We start from the raw sequence: 17,629 nt of genomic DNA on the forward strand, positions 1-17,629 counted from the left end.
TAATAAAAAAAGCCTACCGAAGTAGACTTTTTTGATTTTATTTTGCTTTTAATGTTAGCTTATACGATTTCTCATATTCTCCTACGATACTTGTTGTGTGATACTCTCCATTAATCCAATCTTCAATTTGATCATGATACCACTCTGATTTAACATGACCACTTTGACCTGGACCAACAATATGCTCTGCCCTTGATAAATCATTTAAATCTACAACAAATCGCCACGAAGCTCCATGATCAACCTCTCCGTCGTCATTATTTGCTGCAGCCTGAACAGTCGTACGAGATCCTCCAACTGGCTGTGGTTTCGGATTTAAGTACATCTCTAACACTTTCGACGCACCTGCAATTGAATGATCGAAGGTTAATTGATGATAATCACCCCAAGCCCACTTTTCACTATTCTTTCCGAAGTCCTCAGAAATATCCGCTACTGCACGTTCGAAGGACTCAAAAACTAATGCATCAAGTCCACCCGCCTGTTTAATCCAAACACCTTCTTTACCAGAGTAAGCATCGCGCAATAAATTATCCGTTACCTGGAATTTACCAGGCATCATCTCATAAACATCCTCTGGCATCGAATCCTCAAATAGGGTTGCCTTTATTTCTTCTAATAAATAATGCCAAACAAGCGGCTGTGGTGCATCCACTGTTTCTACATAATCCCATTCTTGAAGTGAAGCTATAATATCACTATAGTTCTTTTTCGTGTCCATCTTTTTTAATGTTTCAATAAAATGTGGTAAAAATTCTGCGGCATACAGGTTTTTCTTATCCATTTGAATATCCTTCATATCCTGGAGCGTTAGCTTATCCTTCGCCTCTAACATTTCTGCTATACGCTCATATCGGTACGGCTGTGCCCAAAAGCCAGAAATATGGTAGGGGTATTCATCACCAACTATTTCATTATTTGCGGTTGCGATGTAGCCCTCCTTAGGATTAATTACTGTAGGTAGCTCCTCAAATGGTACAAAACCATCCCATCCATATTGGGATGAATCTCCTGGCACCGGTAATTGGCCATTACCTTTTTTTCGAATTGGTACATTGCCATTCGCACGATAGGCAATTGTCCCATCCTTCGCAGCAAATACAAAGTTTTGAGCAGGGGCCATAAAATCACGTAGTGCCGTATCAAATTCTGACCAATTCTTTGCTTTATTAAAGCCCATCACAGCTTGTAGCTCTCTTGTTGGCTCAAGTGCTGTCCACTGCATAGAGAATACAGCACTCGCAGGCTCTTCATCAAAAACCAACTCAGAAATTATCGGACCATGTCGAGTGACAACTACTTCAAAATCGACTGTTTCGCCATCCTTTACGAGAATTGGCTCATTACGCACCTCTGCTTTTTCATACTGTCCATCATATAAAAACTCATAAGGATTATTTGGATTGGGCTTTTCAATATATAAATCCTGTACATCTGGATTTACATTCGTGACCCCCCAAGCGATTGACTCATTATGACCTAAAATTATCCCTGGAATTCCGGCAAATATAACACCACTTACATTTTGTTCGGGTGATTTTAAATGCATCTGATACCAAATAGAAGGCGTATTTAACCCTAAATGCGGATCATCTGCTAGCAACGGGGCACCCGATTCACTTTTCTCACCCGATACAACCCAGTTGTTACTACCATTAAACTCATTTGGAATTAGTCCTGTCTCAAAGGCTCCTGCAACCTGAACAGGATTTGCTAAATTAGCTTCAATAATAGAGCGTGCATTTTCTGGATAATCTACGACAAGCTCTGCCATCTGATCTTCCGTGAAATTTTGTAGTGCCCAATGACGAAACGCCAGTAGGTTCCAGTTTCCACCTAAGTCGTACGCCATAAATTTGCCAATCGTTAGCGAATCTATTGCTGTCCAAGGCTTAGGTTCATAGCCAAGCAGCTTAAATTCATAAGGTAATTTCGATGTTCCGTTAACTTCCTTTATATACGCATTTACGCCTTCTGCATACCATTCGAGCACTCTCTTCGCTTCTGCATTATAGCCATCCCAGGAAAGCTCTGCGGCATGTCGCAAGCTGAATGTCCGGAAGAATTTATCCGTATCTACAGCAGCTTCCCCAACTACTTCAGCTAGCATCCCACTTGCCTGTCGACGCGCTAAATCCATTTGGAAAAGTCGGTCCTGTGCCTGTACATATCCCTGTGCACGGTAAAGATCCTCATCAGACATCGCCTCGATATGTGGTACTCCAGCTTCATCCCGGGTTACTGTGACATCCTGATTTAAGATTTCTACTGATACTTCTCCTTGGATTTTTGGCTCCGATTTCCCAATATACACATTGAGCGCAGTCAAAGCGACAATAGTAACCGCTATTAAAATACCGACAAGCCATAAAATAAAACGCAGTAATTTCCCCTTCTTTTTTCTCTCATTTTCCACTTATTTCCCACCCCTTTTTCAAACTTACTTAATAAAATTCCGCAAAAAAAGAAGAAGTCCTCCAAAATACTATAATTAAGGAGTCTCTTCTTCTACTATATGCTTATATTTTCTACTTCAAGTACTATCGGACAATGATCACTCCCAAGTACATGTGCGTGGATATCCGCTACCGATACATTCTGTACAATGCGGTTTGAAATAATAAAATAATCTATCCGCCATCCGATGTTCCGTTCACGTACTTTGTTCATATATGACCACCACGTATAGGCATCTGTTCGATCAGGATATATATAACGGAATGAATCTGTAAATCCAGCTGCAAGTAAATCCGTCATTTTGCCTCGTTCTTCTTCTGTAAAACCCGAATTACCCCTGTTCGATTTTGCATTTTTTATATCAGATTCAGTATGTGCAACATTCAAATCGCCACAGTAAATAACCGGTTTATCAGTATCTAACCCTTGTAAATATTGGGTGAGCTTGTCCTCCCATTGAAGTCGGAACGGAAGCCTTGCTAAATCACGTTGTGCATTTGGTGTATACACATTGACTAAGTAGAAGTGAGGATATTCAAGTGTAATTATTCTGCCCTCATCCTCTGTTTCCTCTTCGCCAACACCATATTTTACGCTTAGAGGTTCATGCTTTGTAAAAATTGCTGTTCCAGAATAACCTTTTTTCTGTGCATAGTTCCAGTATTGATAATAGCCTTCCAGCGGTAACTCCACTTGTCCTGCTTGACACTTCGATTCCTGAATACAAAAAAAGTCTGCGTCCATTTCATGAAAATAATTTAAAAAGCCCTTCGATACACATGCACGAATTCCATTCACATTCCACGATATAAATTTCATCTCATACTCCTTAGAAAAACCTGCCGCAAAAATGCGACAGGTTATTTATCTTCTCCTACAATTTTAACCTCGAGCTCTAAATCAATATCAAATTTGTCCTTTACTGTACGCTGGACCATTTGAATTGTTTCGATATAATCAGTTGCCGATGCATTATTTTTATTAATAATAAAGCCAGCATGCTTTGTGGACACTTCAGCTCCACCTACGCCCTTACCCTGTAAATCACTATCTTGAATTAGCTTCCCTGCAAAATAGCCAGGTGGACGTTTAAAGACACTTCCTGCTGATGGGTATTCAAGCGGCTGCTTTGACTCTCGCTGATACGTTAAATCCGCTATTTTAGCATCAATATCAGCTTGATTGCCCTCCGTCAGCTGGAACTTTGCATTTAACACATAATATCCTTCTTTAGCGATAATACTTTTTCGATAGGCAAGCTCTAGCTCATCTTTTGATAGTACTAGCCGCTCTCCCTCTTGTGTTAAAACAGTACAGTCTACAATGATATCTTTGATTTCTCCACCGTAAGCACCCGCATTCATTGCCATGGCACCACCGATAGAACCAGGAATCCCGCAAGCAAACTCGAAGCCTGTTAAGCATTTTCCTGCTGCCTGTCTTGACACTTCTTTAATCAATGCCCCTGCTTGTGCTACCACTAGATCACCATTAATATGAATGGCATCGAGCTTGGCAAAGTGCAGCACAATTCCGCGCACACCTCCGTCTCTAACAACCATGTTCGAGCCATTCCCTAGCATCAATATCGGCACTTTCGTTTCATGTGCATATTTGACAATATCAGCTGCCTGTTGCTCCGTTTCAGGCATAACAAAAATATCCGCTATCCCTCCTAGTTTTGTCATTGTATACTGCTTTAAAGATTCATTGGTTTTAACATTTTGTGGATTCACAATTTGAGCTAAATCTTTTGCCCATTGTTGTATTGTCATGCAAGCCATTCCCTTTCCTTATGTCCAGTTTTGTGCCCAACGCTCAATTTCGCGTACAGCTCCTTCTAAAGAACGCCCCTTTTCAGTTAAAGAATATTCAACTCGAATAGGCACCTCTGAAAATACGTTACGTTCAACGATGTCCTCTTTCTCTAATTCCTTCAAGCGCTCAGATAACAAACGACCACTTATAGGTAATGCAGACTCTATCGCATTAAAACGTTGTGGTCCGTCTAACAATTGATAAATGATTAAAGCTGTCCAACGTTTCCCAATAAGCTCCATCGCTTTAGAAAGACGGGGACATAGTGCTGTTTCTTTCATTTTGTTCACCTCTACATCGTCTATTGTAACGATATTTAAATTGAAAGTAAATTTACATTATCATAAATATATATTAATTTACCATTAATCAATTACTTACGAAAGATAACTTATATTCCACGACTATTCACTCTAATTTATTACACATATTGTACTAATTTTACATTTAATTTATTATTTATACATATATACAAAGGAGGGACTATGAATGACTCGATATGCAGTAGATGTTGCACGCTCTGAAATAGGATTTTCTGTAAGGCATATGTTAGTGTCAAAGGTAAAGGGGAAATTTGAATCCTACTCAGCTACAATTCAAGCTTCTAATATTTCAACTTTAGAAGATGCAAAGATAATATTTGAAATTGATGTTGCCAGTATTTCCACTCGCGATAGTGCACGCGACCAACATTTAATATCGGCTGATTTTTTCGACGCTGATCGATTCCCCAAAATATATTTCGAGCTATCCGATCTCATCGCTCTAGAAAATCGAAGTTCAAAACTTATCGGGAATCTCACAATTAAAAATATTACACAAGCAATTAGCTTTGACGTCCAGCATAACGGGTATGAGTTAAAGGCTTGGGGCGCAGAAACTCACTACTTTACATGTTCAGCTTTTATAAATCGAAAAGATTTCGGTCTTACATATAATGCATTAATTGAAGCAGGTGGTACGATTATTGATGAAAATATTCTTATCTCCGTAAAATTAGAAATTCATTCAATATAAAAATCCCAGGTATAGTTACCTGGGATCAAATCCTTACGCTAAAACTGTTTCTAATTTTTGTGCAACTTCTTTTACTTTTTCTAAGCCCGCTGCAATGATGTTCTCTGCTTCTGCTGGGTTTGCATTGTGGCCCTCAATAATAACCTCATCCACTTTTTGCATACCGTATACACCACCGATAACTGTGTTGATATATGTTGCAGCCATTTCCATTGGTGCAGTCTCTGGTGTTGAATAAATACCACCACGTGCTGATAATACAATGTACTTTTTATCAGTCATTAAGCTCACTAGGTTGCCATTTTCATCATATTTAAATGAATAACCTGCACCGTACGTATAGTCGATGAATGATTGTAATGCAGCTGGAATCGTTAAGTTCCATAATGGGAATGCAAATACTACTAGGTCAGCAGCTGATAATGCTTCGCGTGATTTATTGAATGCCGCTAAAGAAGCACTCTCTTTTTCGTTTAATTCTTCACCAGCTTGTGCTTTACCAAATGCGTTAAACAGGTCTTGTCCAAAGTATGCTAAATCTTCAGCAAATACGTCGAAAGTTGTTACGTTAACTCCTGCCACTTTTGAAGCTTCTGCTACGAATGTTTCGTACATTTTTGTTGATACGCCATCAGGGCGGTTGTTTGCTTTTACTACTAAAACGTTAGTCATTTATAGAATTCTCCTCGTAATTTACATTTTTGAAATATATCTCGAATTCAAGATACCTCTTTATAATAATAGAGCAACACATAAAAATCAACAATGTTACTCTACTACTTTTGACTGAAATTAAATTTCACATTCAGTATCGGTACAGACTGCACCTGCATCGCCTACTATGTTTAACGATTTTTTCAACCCTGCTTCCGAAGCTGCTTGCTCTATTGTTTGTTCGAATACCGATTGCGGCTGTGCACCAGAAATGCCATATTTATTGTTAAAGACAAAGAATGGCACCCCTCGAACGCCTAGCTGTTGCGCTTCGTATATATCCTTTTCTACTGATTCATCATATTCATCGGTATTTAAAACATCCTGCACACGCTGCTTAGTTAGTCCCGCCTCCGTTGCTAGCCTCTCCAATACTTCTACTAGCCCTATTGCTTCGCCCTCAAGAAAATATGCACGAAGTACTCTTTCGTTATATTCCTCTGCCTTCCCCTCATCTATTGCAAGTTTAGCTAAACGATGGGCTGCTGTTGTATTTGCAGTCTTCATATCATCAAAGTTATATTCCAATCCGACCTCTTTGGCGCGATCTGCAACATTATTCGTCATGTTTTTAGCCTCTTGCACCGAAATGCCATACTTACGAGAAAGTGCACTATATATAGACTCCTCAGCATGGACTGGGGTAGTTGGATCTAATAAATAACTTTTATACTCTACTTGAAGTTGCCCCTTATATCCCGTTTTTTCAATAGCCTGCTCTAATTGTTTTTTACCGATATAACAAAAAGGACATACATAATCTGACCAAATTTCAATTTTCATAGTTTACTTCCTCCTTTCATTTTATTGTACCGAGGAAATGTAAGCTCTTACAATTAATAAGTCTCATGAATATTGTGCTGTTTATTACCCAATACTGAACGGTAAAAAAGAAAGAAAGTGGGAAGTTGATGCAAAACACACTATGGCTTAACGGTTTTCACCCTGTTAATACGTCTACATTGGACGCTAATACCACTTGCGAAGTATGTATTATTGGAGGTGGTTTAAGTGGCATTTACACAGCCTATTTATTAGCCCAAAAAGGAGTCGATGTTATTGTTCTAGAAGCACAACCTACACTCGCATTAGGTGCAACTGCACATTCCACTGGAAAATTGACGATGCAGCATGGACCTATTTTTTCTACGATTCCGGTAGACAATGCAAAAGATTATTATACAGCCAATAAAAATGCCATTGAAGCTGCACTGGAACATGCAAATTCAAGTTTATTTTCTCGTGTGACATCCTATTTGTATGCCACAACAGAAAAGGGAAAAACGTTATTGCAAAATGAATTAGAAGCTTATAAAAAGATAGGTATTAATGCAGAGGTGACGACAGAAACGGAGCTTTCCTTTCCACTACAATTAGCGCTTGGTATTCAAAAAGAAGCACAAATTAATCCAGCAGCCTTCCTCAACCATTTTGCTAAACTAGCTCTTCAGGCAGGGGCTAGGATTTATACTGAATCCCGAGTAACAAAAATCATTAATTCAAATAAAAGTGCTATAGCAAATAAGTATGAAATCGGCTTTCAAAAGCTTATATTATGCACACATTACCCAATTGAATCGATTAAAGGGTTATATAGTGCAAAATTATCCACTCATCGCGCTTATTTAACCGCGGTAAAAACATCTGAGTTATTACATGGACAATATTTAAGTGTAGATACCGAGTCCCGAACAATTCGCACAGCTTTAGTGAATAATACACCTTTTTTTATTTATGGTGGCAGCGGGCATCTTGCAGGAACCGTCAGTAACACGAAGAAATATTACGATACATTGGCACAAGAGCTAAAAAACATCTTTGACCTACCTAGTCCCGAATTCTGTTGGAGTGCACAAGATATATCTACTCCCGATCAAATTCCTTATGTTGGTCCACTAACTAAAAATGAATCGACAATCTATCTCGCTACCGGGTACCATAAATGGGGCCTATCGAATGCTCTAGTAGCTGCGGAAATATTGAGTGAGGCTATTCAAGGGAATACACATCCGGCAAGCAATCTATACACTCCTAGCCGGAATCAATTTCCACAAGCGCTTTATAAGATGCTTGTATCCATTGGATTTATCGGTGAGCAATTTATAGGCGGTCATATAAAAAGAAGAAAAGCCCCCAAATGTACACATCTAGGCTGTAAAACACGTTGGAACGAAGGAGATGAAACGTGGGATTGTCCCTGCCACGGCTCTCGTTTTAGCAAAGATGGAGCAGTAATAGAAGGTCCTGCAGTTTATCCCTTAAACTTAAACGAAGCCGATACATGAATGTATCGGCTTTCTGTTTTTATATTTATTTTAATGCATCTGTTAGTACAGGTACAATTTGCTTTTTACGAGATACGATACCTGATAATACTACGCGATTGTTATCTAACGTAGTACCAAATGCCTTCGCCGCTCCTTCAGCAACACGACCAATTGCTACTGCTGTTGAGTCATTATTTAAAATGTCTGTAACAACAAAGAAGAATAAATCTAAACCATTATCAGCTACATTTTTATTCAGTAGGGCTTCTAGCTCCTCCTGGCGACTAAGAACATCATTAATATCAACCGCATTTACTTGAGCTACTACTGATTTATACGAGCCAAATTGGAACTCCTTTGCATCTAATGAAAGCAAGTCCTCTAACGCTTTATCAGAAAGATCTGCGCCCGCCTTTAACATCGCTAGACCGTACTCTGCTGCATCTACTCCTGCTTTTTGAGCTAATTCATTTGCAGCCTTAACATCCTGCTCAGTGCAAGTTGGAGATTTGAATAACAATGTATCAGAAACGATAGCAGAAAGCATTAGTCCTGCAATACCGGCTGGAATTTCTACATCGTGCTCTTTAAAAATTTTGTTTAAAATCGTTGCTGTACAGCCAACTGGTTCTGCACGGAAATACAGCGGATCTGCAGTTTCAAAATTTGCTACTCGATGGTGATCAATAACTTCTGTAATTTGTACTTGTTCAATACCATCCGCAGACTGTTGACGTTCGTTATGGTCAACTAAAATCACTTGTTCTGCTTCTCCAGCAACTGATGAAATTAAACGTGGTGCATCAAATCCGAATTTTTCTAATGCATATTTTGTTTCGTTATTTACTTCACCTAAACGTACTGCCTCTGCTTCCACACCTAATTGCTGCTTTAAGTATGAGTATACGATTGCTGATGTAATTGTATCTGTATCTGGGTTTTTATGTCCGAACACTAACACTTTGCTCATAATGCGCCTCCTATATTAAAATAATGCTTTATTTCGACTATATTTTATCACACCTACTTGTTATAAGAGAAATAGAAGTTTTGCGTTTCTATAGTAGCTTTTTATTGCATAATATCCTAACAACTCAATTGAACATATAAATATTCAAGTTGGCAATAATTGTATATATTAAAAATATGATTATTATGGTAAAATTACATAGATTATTATAATTTCATAGAGAGAAATGAGGATAACCATGACGAAGAAAATGGAGAAGAAATATATTCCATTAGCTGAGTTTTTTAACAATACTACTCAACCAGAAATAACACTATCGTATGAAGCTATCGAAAATATCATGGGACAAGAATTGCCAAATGCAGCTTACTTAAATTCAAGCTGGTGGAAAAAAACTAAACCCCCATTATCCCATTATTTATCTTGGGTAAATGCAGGTTATAATGTTATTGATGTTAAGTTAGGACGTTCTGTTACATTTTCACAGTTATCGGCTAAGAAGAGTGACGATGATACCGAGGGAATGTGTAGCAAACCGACGTATATTATACGCCCGATTGAATCGGATGAAGCCCGCGCTTTTATTAATTTACAGGAATTAGTTAACAAGGAATCTGACCTTGAATATTACGGTGAAAAGGAACAAAATTTAACAGTTCAGCAAGTTCGTAAAAACCTGCTCGAATGGCGCAAATTAAAAAACAGAACTATTTTATTATGTATTGTGAATGGCATATATGCCGGCTATGCAGTTATTAAAGGGAATAGATCTCCTCGCACTAATCATGTTGCATCACTCCGAATAGGTGTAATCGCCTCTCAACAGTGTCTAGGTATTGGCTCAGCCCTTCTTACACATGCAGAGCAATGGGCAATGGGCCATCATATAGAGAGAATAGAGTCATGTATACTGGTACATAATGAGGCTGCAATCGCTTTATTCCAGAAACACGGCTATAGCTTAGATGGCACTCGAGAAGGGTCTGTCAAAATAGGAAATATGACTTTTAACGAAAACTATTATAGCAAAAGACTAGTTTAATCAAATTAAAGAGGGAGTTCGGAAGCTACAACTTTTCTGAACCCCCTCTTTTTTTCGTGCTATGGAAAATACAAGAATAAAATACACCCCTATGAAAACTCTTTAATCTTCATAGGGGTGTAATATTATACCGATTCAATTAACCTATCTAATACATTGGATGAATTTGCTATATTTGCGCTCCTTAATGCTTCGTAATGCTCTTTATTTAATGAAATCATGCCTTCCACTAAAGCCTGTAACATAGATATGGCTGCTACATCACCTTGACAGAACGACTGCTCATTTTGGTCCAGCACTAATAAAATATCTGCATATTCTTGAACAGGACATGGGGTATGATCTGTTACTGCAATAATTTTCACATTTTTACGCTTCGCCAGCTCCACTACAGCCATGACATCTTCCTGCTGCTCATTAAAGCCAACTAAAAACATTACCGACTGGCTATTCATCTGTATTAAGTCTGAACCAATTTTAGTCGCATCATAATGCATAAAATGTACATCTTGTCGTAGCATTTGCAAGTTGTGATACATCCAAAACGCGGTTGGAGCTGAGCTTCTAAAGCCTAGGATAAATATACGCTCTGCATTATGTAGCATGTTCATTGCCTGGTTAAATTGTGTTTCGTCAATTTGCTGTATTGTCTGTAGGATTCTATCTATATCCTGTGACATACTATCGTAACACGGAATATTCTGTTTTTTTATCGTATGTTTTTTCGGCGCTATAGAAGTAGCCCCATCTTTTTCAATTAAGAAATCTTTTACTAATTGCTGTAGTTCACTAAAACCCGACAAATCCATTGCATAACAAAAACGTATAACTGTTGATTCGCTTACACCAGCCTGTCTACCTACCTCAGAAGCTACTTGTGTAGCAATTATATTAGGATTATCCATAACAAATTGCGCAACTTTGCGTTGACCTTTTGATAAACGAATATACTTTTTCTTTATACTTTCGCAAATACTCATACGTCATTTCCTTCCCTATTTAGTTAAATAAAATTAGTGATGTGATTTATTTACGTGCATTGTTCCATATAATAAAAAATACCTTAACATGAATAATAATTGAATACAATGATTTTTCTGAAAAAAAACTTTATCACTTTAATCAACGAAACTAAACTAGATACAAAATTGACATAGGTTGTAAAATCTAATTGCAAAAACAAAAGATTTATCAATTTTTATAAAGCACATTGATTTAGTGCGATTTAATCTATTGACGAATTAGTGAGTAATAATTAGCTTTCCTGCATAAAAAACATGGGGGTAATTTCAGATGAATTCCCCCATGTACTCAGTAATCAATCTAACTCTATTTGTTTTGTTTCTTTCCCTAAAAATACTACCGCTGCGACACCGATTAATATCGCGACACAAAAGATAGTAAACACAAAGCCTATATCATAGTTTTTCCCAAGAAGCATTCCGACTAAGAGCGGCCCAAAGATCCCCCCAACACGACCAACCGAAGCTGCCATACCAGCACCTGTACCACGAATAATAGCTGGATATTGCTCTGGTGTGTAAGCATATAGCGCTCCCCATGCACCTAAGTTGAAGAACGATAAGAGCATCCCCGAAATGAGTAATACGTTTACAGTATCTGCATTACCAAACACAAAGGCACTTGCTGCTGTTCCTAATAAATAAGTAACAAGGACAAATTTCCGTCCAAATTTTTCAATAAACCAAGCTGCAGTAAAATACCCTGGAAGTTGTGCCAACGTCATGATTAACACATATTTAAAACTAGAAATCATGTCAAAGCCTTTACCAACCATTACACTTGGCAGCCATAAGAACATACCATAATAAGAAAAGACAACAGTAAACCATAGCACCCATAGCATTACTGTAGTGCGTGCATATTTTGCAGACCAAACATCTGCCATATTTTTTAAAATTGATCGCTTTTTTGACTCTACTTTTACTGCGAATTGCGGGGAGTCTGGTAGCTTCATGCGAATGTAAATTGCATAAAATGCAGGGAGAGCAGTTAATAATAACGCTACACGCCATCCTTCAATTGGCCAAAAATCTGCCGGTATAACAAAATAAGAAATGATTGCTGCAATTAACCAACCGCCAGCCCAAAAGCTTTCTAGTAACACGACGACACGTCCACGTTCATCTGCCTTTACACTTTCCGACACTAATGTAGAGGCAACGGGTAGCTCACCGCCGAGCCCCATACCGATAAAGAAACGTAACAATAAAAACATTGCTAGTGAAGTTGTAAATGCGGAAAGTCCACTTGCTACAGAAAATAGAACAAGGGTCCACATAAAAATTTGTTTCCTACCTACCTTATCTGCTAAAACACCGAAAACGAGTGCACCGACGGCCATACCTATCGAATTGACGCTACCAATCCAGCCTTTTTCGATATCACTTAAGCCCCAATCCACCGATAATGCAGCAATAACAAAGGACAAGATTCCGACGTCCATTGCATCAAACATCCAGCCAACTCCAGCAACACCAAGTAACTTATTTTTCGAAATCTGTTGCTGATTTTTTTGCATTGACTTATGCATATTTGTACTACTCATACTATAACCACCTGTCTTTACACTTGACGTTACATGGATACTATACATTTGTTTCTATTACGTGACAAGGACAACTTTAAATATCGAATTGTTTCGACTATTTATTCATTTCCTATTGAAATGGACTTTCTGTAGGAGTACAATGTCTTTTATACAAAAACAACTGTTCATCCAGTGAGAACAAAAGGAGCTTAAAATGTTATGTGGAAAGGTTTAATCCAAGAATATAAGCAATATTTACCTGTAAATGAAAATACACCTCTATTAACATTAAACGAAGGAAATACACCTTTAATTCATTTAGTTAATTTATCGGAAAAACTCGGTATTGAATTATATGGTAAAATCGAAGGCGCAAATCCGACTGGTTCTTTTAAGGATCGCGGGATGGTATTTGCTGTAGCTAAGGCAATAGAAGATGGCTCTAAATGCGTAATCTGTGCATCAACAGGGAACACTTCTGCTGCTGCTGCTGCTTATGCTGCACGTGCTGGTATCCAATCAATTGTTGTTATTCCGAAAGGGAAAGTAGCACTTGGAAAACTTGCTCAAGCTTGCATGTACGGTGCAAAAATTATTGAAATTGATGGCAACTTTGATGATGCTCTTAACATCGTTCGTCAAGTAAGTGAAACTACACCCGTTGCATTAGTAAACTCTGTAAACCCTTATCGTATTGAAGGTCAAAAAACGGCATCATTTGAAATCGTTGACTCACTTGGTAAAGCGCCAGATTATTTATGCATCCCAGTTGGTAATGCAGGTAATATCACGGCATACTGGAAAGGCTTCAAGGAGTATAACGATGCAAAAGGTACTGGTCTTCCAAAAATGTTCGGCTTCGAGGCTGAAGGAGCTGCGGCAATCGTAAAAGGAGAGCCTATCGCAAACCCTGAAACTGTTGCTACTGCAATCCGCATCGGAAATCCGGCTAGCTGGAAGTTCGCTGAAGCGGCACGTGATGAGTCAGGCGGTATCATTGACTCAGTTACTGATGAAGAAATTTTAGCAGCCTACAAGTTAATTGCGAGTGCTGAAGGTATCTTCGTTGAACCAGGCTCAGCAGCTTCATTAGCGGGTGTGATTAAATCTGTTGAATCCGGCAAAATCGCAAAAGGTAGTCAAGTTGTGACAGTATTTACTGGTAACGGCTTAAAGGATCCAGATACAGCAATGAATGTTTCTACTGTTGATTTAGTATCGCTTAAAAATGACGAAAAAGATATTCGCGAATATATTGAGGGTATTCTATGACAAGCAAATGGCAAATCACAGTTCCTGGAAGCACTGCGAATTTAGGACCTGGCTTTGACTCTATCGGGTTAGGTTTGTCACTTTATTTAAATTTAACAGTGTCTCTTGCGAACGAGTGGGAATTTATTCATACAGGTGAAAATGTGCCAGCCGATACAACGGTCGAAAGCCATTTGCTATATACAATAGCAAAGGATGTTGCTACTAGATACGCTAAAGTCTTACCACCTTGCCGTGTCGAAATGACGAGCGAGCTACCACTTGCCCGTGGTCTAGGAAGTAGCGCCGCTGCAATCGTAGGTGCTATTGAATTAGCCAATATTGTTTGCGATCTAAATTTATCACAGCAAGATAAACTAAATATTTCATCACAGATTGAAGGTCACCCAGATAACGCTACTGCCTCTGTATTAGGCGGCTTAACGATTTCTGCAATGGATGAAGAAGGTATAGTAGATACGATGCACATCACAGATATCGATGCTTCTTTTGTTGTTTATATCCCTGAGGTTGAGCTTAAAACAGCCGAAGCACGCGATGTATTACCTTCACAGTTTGACCGCTCATATGCAGTTCGTGCAAGTGCCAATGCAAATATGCTAGCCGCTGCATTAATCGCGAAGGATTATGAGCGTATCGGACGCTATATGGAAGCAGACTTATTCCATGAGCCGTTCCGTGCCAAACTTATACCAGCCTTTTCTACTATTCATGAGGCAGCTAAAAATGCTGGGGCTTATGGAACAGCATTAAGTGGCGCAGGACCGACTCTAATTTCGATAATACCTAATAATATCACGGAAAGTTTTATGGCTAGTATGCGTAAACAGTTCCCAAATCATACCATCGTTTTAACAAAAGCAGATCCTTATGGCATAAGAGTATCGCCTTTATAATAAAATCGCCCCTCTATTTCGGGGCGATTTTATTTTTTTCTGGTACATTTCCCCCAATTTACATATTTACGTCAATCCCATGCATAGTTTTTGTGATTTTTGGGTATATTAATAAGATAACCATAAAAGAAAGGGGAAATAAGGATGAAAATTGGTCTGATTGCCGCTTCTGGAAAAGCAGGTAGCCATATTTTACGTGAGGCACTAATGAGAAATCATGACGTAACTGCCATTGTGATAAATAAAGCTATTTTGAAAAGAACTGATGTCGAAACGCTCGAAAAGGATTTATTTCATTTAACAAAGAAAGATATCGAGCCATTTGATGTCCTTATTAACGCATTCGCCCCAACTACTGACGAAGCTTATCTACACGTAAACGCTGGAAAACATTTAATATCCATTTTAGAAGGAACACAAAAAAAGCTATTTGTCGTCGGTAGCTCTGGCTGCCTTTACATTGATCGAGATAAAACAATTCGTCTAATGGATCATAAAAAATACCCCGAGCATTTAAAAGAATCTGCAAAATATCAGCTTCTAAACTTACAAGACCTACAAAATTCTTCTATACAATGGACATTTTTAAGTCCCTCAGCAATGTTTGATTCAGATGGACCTCGTACCGGTCATTACATCATAGGACGGGAGCGCCTTCTTGTAAATTCACAATTTAACAGTTATATAAGCTATGCTGATTTTGCAGTAGCCGTAATCGATGAGCTCGAGAACGCGAACTATATTAATACGATCTTTACAGTTGCATCAGAGAATACAACAACTGCCTCCTAAAGAATAAGAGACGTGTTACGACTATTTCACTCGTAACACGTCTCTTTTTATACTAATAACACTAAGCTTATCGCCATAACAGCCATTCCTGCCACTAGACCATAGATCGATAAATGTGTTTCATCATATTTTTTTGCTGCTGGTAGTAGCTCATCTAACGAAATAAATACCATGATACCCGCAACCCCTGCAAATACTATACCAAACATCACATCATTTAAAAATGGCATTAGAATTAAATACGCAACAATCGCTCCTAATGGTTCTGCTAACCCAGACAGCAGCGAAAGATTAAATGCCTTTTTACGAATTCCTGTCGCATAAAAAATTGGTACAGCTACCGCAATTCCCTCAGGAATATTATGAATGGCTACTGCAATGGCGATTGCAATGCCTAAGCTCGGATCTTGTAAAGCTGACATAAATGTAGCAATACCTTCTGGAAAGTTATGAATAGCGATTGCTAATGCTGTAAATGTCCCCATTTTCATTAGCTTATCGGCATCTTGAATTTTACTTTCAACTTTGTCAATATCCTCTACCATACGAACTTCATGAGGATTTGTTTTATTCGGGATAAATTTATCAATTAACGCAATGACGAGCATGCCACCAAAGAAACCTACCAATGTCATCCAGTAGCCTTGTTTATCACCTAGTGCTAACGTTAAGGCATCCTTTGCTTTAACAAATATCTCCACAAGTGATACGTATATCATTACACCCGCAGAAAATCCTAGAGCAACAGATAGAAACTTTGTGTTTGTTCTCGAAGTGAAGAATGCTATCAAACTGCCAACGCCTGTTGCAAGTCCTGCGAACAGTGTTAGACCCAATGCTAGTAACACATTTCCTTCCATCTATATTCTCTCCTCAATCTATTTACTATCAATAGTATTATAAACGTCTTGTTTCCTATAGGCAACTTTATTTATCTAGGCAAATTTTTTATGCTAGAACTAGATTTACTCACTCGTATTGTAGCCGTATATCCCCATACTCATGCTACTCTAATAGATGTTCGTTAATTTTTCGAATAACGCTTTTAAACACATACTTAATTACAATTAAAAACACCTATTCTTAGAGTTACATCTCTTCGAATAGGTGTTATTTTTATTTCTTATTTGAATCAATTTCATCATGCATATTTCTATCAACGATGCTGTATCTTCACTTAAATGTTCATGAATCTTGTTAATAAAATTATTTTTGAAATCGACTAATTTATCTTTTCAAATACTCTTTTTCTTTTTTCATACCATATAACACAAACGATGAACCATGTATATCCCATACTCCATCCAGCCAGTACATCTGTTGCGTAATGTCGTCCTTCTGCAACTCGAGCCATACCTATTAGGCAAGCTAATATAATTGCGACAATCCATAATAGTACCACTCGTCTATTACTTGCTACTAGCTGAGATAATAAATACGCTACGGTTAGCAAATAAAGAACGCCTGTCATTGAGTGCCCTGATGGAAAACTAAAGGATGTTAGCTGGTCCACCAATTCAGGCCTTGGCCGTTCAATCCATATTTTTAATACCTGATTCAGTACATTTCCAAAAGCAATTGTCATAAGTACAAATAGCATTCCGCGGAAATTTCGTTCACGTACCCATAGCCAAACAAGTAATACTAACGCTACCGTCACGACGAATCCTGTATCACCTATATTATGAAAAAGGATAATTAATTCATTCCCACCTAATAGTTCGCTCATGCTTTCATCAAATGCTACAAAACTAGGCTGTTCATAATTTACTTTCAAAATAAAAAAAACGATTAACGTCACAATCGCTAATCCGTACGACAAAATCTTCATAC

Annotated in this window: 17 protein-coding genes; 6 read left to right on the plus strand and 11 right to left on the minus strand. The window is 38.2% G+C overall.

Annotated elements, in window-relative coordinates:
• Window positions 1–37: 37 nt before the first annotated feature.
• From V4T18_RS02940 to V4T18_RS02955, 4 genes are all read right to left on the minus strand, one after another.
• On the minus strand, window positions 38–2,416 hold the full coding sequence (locus V4T18_RS02940) for a penicillin acylase family protein (RefSeq protein WP_332646391.1): 2,379 nt from the start codon (window positions 2,414–2,416) through the stop codon (window positions 38–40).
• 95 nt (window positions 2,417–2,511) lie between these two features.
• On the minus strand, window positions 2,512–3,276 hold the full coding sequence (locus V4T18_RS02945) for an exodeoxyribonuclease III (RefSeq protein ID WP_332646393.1): 765 nt from the start codon (window positions 3,274–3,276) through the stop codon (window positions 2,512–2,514).
• A 41-nt stretch (window positions 3,277–3,317) separates the two neighbouring features.
• A complete protein-coding gene (gene murB / locus V4T18_RS02950) occupies window positions 3,318–4,232 on the minus strand; it encodes a UDP-N-acetylmuramate dehydrogenase (protein WP_332646396.1) in 915 nt (304 codons plus the stop codon).
• An 18-nt stretch (window positions 4,233–4,250) separates the two neighbouring features.
• A complete protein-coding gene (locus tag V4T18_RS02955) occupies window positions 4,251–4,556 on the minus strand; it encodes a winged helix-turn-helix transcriptional regulator (RefSeq protein WP_332646399.1) in 306 nt (101 codons plus the stop codon).
• Window positions 4,557–4,764: 208 nt separating this feature from the next.
• Here V4T18_RS02955 and V4T18_RS02960 point away from each other — a divergent pair, with 208 nt between their 5' ends.
• Window positions 4,765–5,292 carry a YceI family protein gene (locus V4T18_RS02960; protein WP_332646402.1) on the plus strand — a complete coding sequence of 176 codons (528 nt, stop codon included), beginning with the start codon at window positions 4,765–4,767 and terminating at the stop codon, window positions 5,290–5,292.
• A 33-nt stretch (window positions 5,293–5,325) separates the two neighbouring features.
• On the opposite strand, the gene V4T18_RS02965 is transcribed toward V4T18_RS02960, so the two are convergent.
• Window positions 5,326–5,964, minus strand: coding sequence for an FMN-dependent NADH-azoreductase (locus V4T18_RS02965; protein WP_332646403.1), 639 nt, complete (start codon window positions 5,962–5,964; stop codon window positions 5,326–5,328).
• Between the two features lie 120 nt (window positions 5,965–6,084).
• A complete protein-coding gene (locus V4T18_RS02970; protein WP_332646406.1) occupies window positions 6,085–6,789 on the minus strand; it encodes a DsbA family oxidoreductase in 705 nt (234 codons plus the stop codon).
• A 128-nt stretch (window positions 6,790–6,917) separates the two neighbouring features.
• Here V4T18_RS02970 and V4T18_RS02975 point away from each other — a divergent pair, with 128 nt between their 5' ends.
• A complete protein-coding gene (locus V4T18_RS02975; protein WP_332646409.1) occupies window positions 6,918–8,291 on the plus strand; it encodes an FAD-dependent oxidoreductase in 1,374 nt (457 codons plus the stop codon).
• Between the two features lie 25 nt (window positions 8,292–8,316).
• On the opposite strand, the gene V4T18_RS02980 is transcribed toward V4T18_RS02975, so the two are convergent.
• A complete protein-coding gene (locus V4T18_RS02980) occupies window positions 8,317–9,243 on the minus strand; it encodes a manganese-dependent inorganic pyrophosphatase (protein ID WP_332646412.1) in 927 nt (308 codons plus the stop codon).
• A 238-nt stretch (window positions 9,244–9,481) separates the two neighbouring features.
• On the opposite strand from V4T18_RS02980, the gene V4T18_RS02985 reads away from it, so the two are divergent.
• A complete protein-coding gene (locus V4T18_RS02985; protein WP_332646413.1) occupies window positions 9,482–10,285 on the plus strand; it encodes a GNAT family N-acetyltransferase in 804 nt (267 codons plus the stop codon).
• A 125-nt stretch (window positions 10,286–10,410) separates the two neighbouring features.
• Here V4T18_RS02985 and V4T18_RS02990 read toward each other — a convergent pair whose 3' ends face one another.
• Window positions 10,411–11,265: a MurR/RpiR family transcriptional regulator gene (locus V4T18_RS02990; RefSeq protein ID WP_332646415.1), complete on the minus strand. Its 855-nt coding sequence runs from the start codon at window positions 11,263–11,265 to the stop codon at window positions 10,411–10,413.
• Between the two features lie 338 nt (window positions 11,266–11,603).
• Window positions 11,604–12,854, minus strand: a complete 1,251-nt coding sequence (locus tag V4T18_RS02995) for an MFS transporter (RefSeq protein ID WP_332646417.1) — start codon at window positions 12,852–12,854, stop codon at window positions 11,604–11,606.
• A 201-nt stretch (window positions 12,855–13,055) separates the two neighbouring features.
• Here V4T18_RS02995 and thrC point away from each other — a divergent pair, with 201 nt between their 5' ends.
• From thrC to V4T18_RS03010, 3 genes are all read left to right on the plus strand, one after another.
• A complete protein-coding gene (gene thrC, locus V4T18_RS03000; protein ID WP_332646420.1) occupies window positions 13,056–14,108 on the plus strand; it encodes a threonine synthase in 1,053 nt (350 codons plus the stop codon).
• Window positions 14,105–15,004, plus strand: coding sequence for a homoserine kinase (gene thrB, locus V4T18_RS03005; protein ID WP_332646421.1), 900 nt, complete (start codon window positions 14,105–14,107; stop codon window positions 15,002–15,004). Before thrC ends, thrB begins: the two co-directional genes overlap by 4 nt.
• A 144-nt stretch (window positions 15,005–15,148) precedes the next feature.
• On the plus strand, window positions 15,149–15,796 hold the full coding sequence (locus tag V4T18_RS03010) for an NAD(P)-dependent oxidoreductase (protein ID WP_332646423.1): 648 nt from the start codon (window positions 15,149–15,151) through the stop codon (window positions 15,794–15,796).
• A 47-nt stretch (window positions 15,797–15,843) separates the two neighbouring features.
• On the opposite strand, the gene zupT is transcribed toward V4T18_RS03010, so the two are convergent.
• Together zupT and V4T18_RS03020 are read right to left on the minus strand one after the other, a co-directional pair.
• Window positions 15,844–16,656, minus strand: a complete 813-nt coding sequence (zupT, locus tag V4T18_RS03015; protein ID WP_332646425.1) for a zinc transporter ZupT — start codon at window positions 16,654–16,656, stop codon at window positions 15,844–15,846.
• Between the two features lie 362 nt (window positions 16,657–17,018).
• A complete protein-coding gene (locus V4T18_RS03020) occupies window positions 17,019–17,627 on the minus strand; it encodes a phosphatase PAP2 family protein (protein ID WP_332646428.1) in 609 nt (202 codons plus the stop codon).
• Window positions 17,628–17,629 lie beyond the last annotated feature (2 nt).

This window comes from Lysinibacillus sp. 54212 (genome assembly GCF_036662795.1).
GTDB lineage: Bacteria > Bacillota > Bacilli > Bacillales_A > Planococcaceae > Lysinibacillus_B.

What these genes read in the sequence shown, in the direction of transcription:
- V4T18_RS02970 (WP_332646406.1), bottom strand. Translation starts at nt 6,789, where the DNA reads ATGAAAATTGAAATTTGGTCAGATTATGTATGTCCTTTTTGTTATATC.
- V4T18_RS02990 (WP_332646415.1), bottom strand. Translation starts at nt 11,265, where the DNA reads ATGAGTATTTGCGAAAGTATAAAGAAAAAGTATATTCGTTTATCAAAA.
- thrB (WP_332646421.1), top strand. Translation starts at nt 14,105, where the DNA reads ATGACAAGCAAATGGCAAATCACAGTTCCTGGAAGCACTGCGAATTTA.
- V4T18_RS02985 (WP_332646413.1), top strand. Translation starts at nt 9,482, where the DNA reads ATGACGAAGAAAATGGAGAAGAAATATATTCCATTAGCTGAGTTTTTT.
- V4T18_RS02955 (WP_332646399.1), bottom strand. Translation starts at nt 4,556, where the DNA reads ATGAAAGAAACAGCACTATGTCCCCGTCTTTCTAAAGCGATGGAGCTT.
- V4T18_RS02965 (WP_332646403.1), bottom strand. Translation starts at nt 5,964, where the DNA reads ATGACTAACGTTTTAGTAGTAAAAGCAAACAACCGCCCTGATGGCGTA.
- thrC (WP_332646420.1), top strand. Translation starts at nt 13,056, where the DNA reads ATGTGGAAAGGTTTAATCCAAGAATATAAGCAATATTTACCTGTAAAT.
- V4T18_RS02980 (WP_332646412.1), bottom strand. Translation starts at nt 9,243, where the DNA reads ATGAGCAAAGTGTTAGTGTTCGGACATAAAAACCCAGATACAGATACA.
- V4T18_RS03020 (WP_332646428.1), bottom strand. Translation starts at nt 17,627, where the DNA reads ATGAAGATTTTGTCGTACGGATTAGCGATTGTGACGTTAATCGTTTTT.
- zupT (WP_332646425.1), bottom strand. Translation starts at nt 16,656, where the DNA reads ATGGAAGGAAATGTGTTACTAGCATTGGGTCTAACACTGTTCGCAGGA.
- V4T18_RS02975 (WP_332646409.1), top strand. Translation starts at nt 6,918, where the DNA reads ATGCAAAACACACTATGGCTTAACGGTTTTCACCCTGTTAATACGTCT.
- V4T18_RS02995 (WP_332646417.1), bottom strand. Translation starts at nt 12,854, where the DNA reads ATGAGTAGTACAAATATGCATAAGTCAATGCAAAAAAATCAGCAACAG.
- V4T18_RS02960 (WP_332646402.1), top strand. Translation starts at nt 4,765, where the DNA reads ATGACTCGATATGCAGTAGATGTTGCACGCTCTGAAATAGGATTTTCT.
- V4T18_RS03010 (WP_332646423.1), top strand. Translation starts at nt 15,149, where the DNA reads ATGAAAATTGGTCTGATTGCCGCTTCTGGAAAAGCAGGTAGCCATATT.
- murB (WP_332646396.1), bottom strand. Translation starts at nt 4,232, where the DNA reads ATGACAATACAACAATGGGCAAAAGATTTAGCTCAAATTGTGAATCCA.
- V4T18_RS02945 (WP_332646393.1), bottom strand. Translation starts at nt 3,276, where the DNA reads ATGAAATTTATATCGTGGAATGTGAATGGAATTCGTGCATGTGTATCG.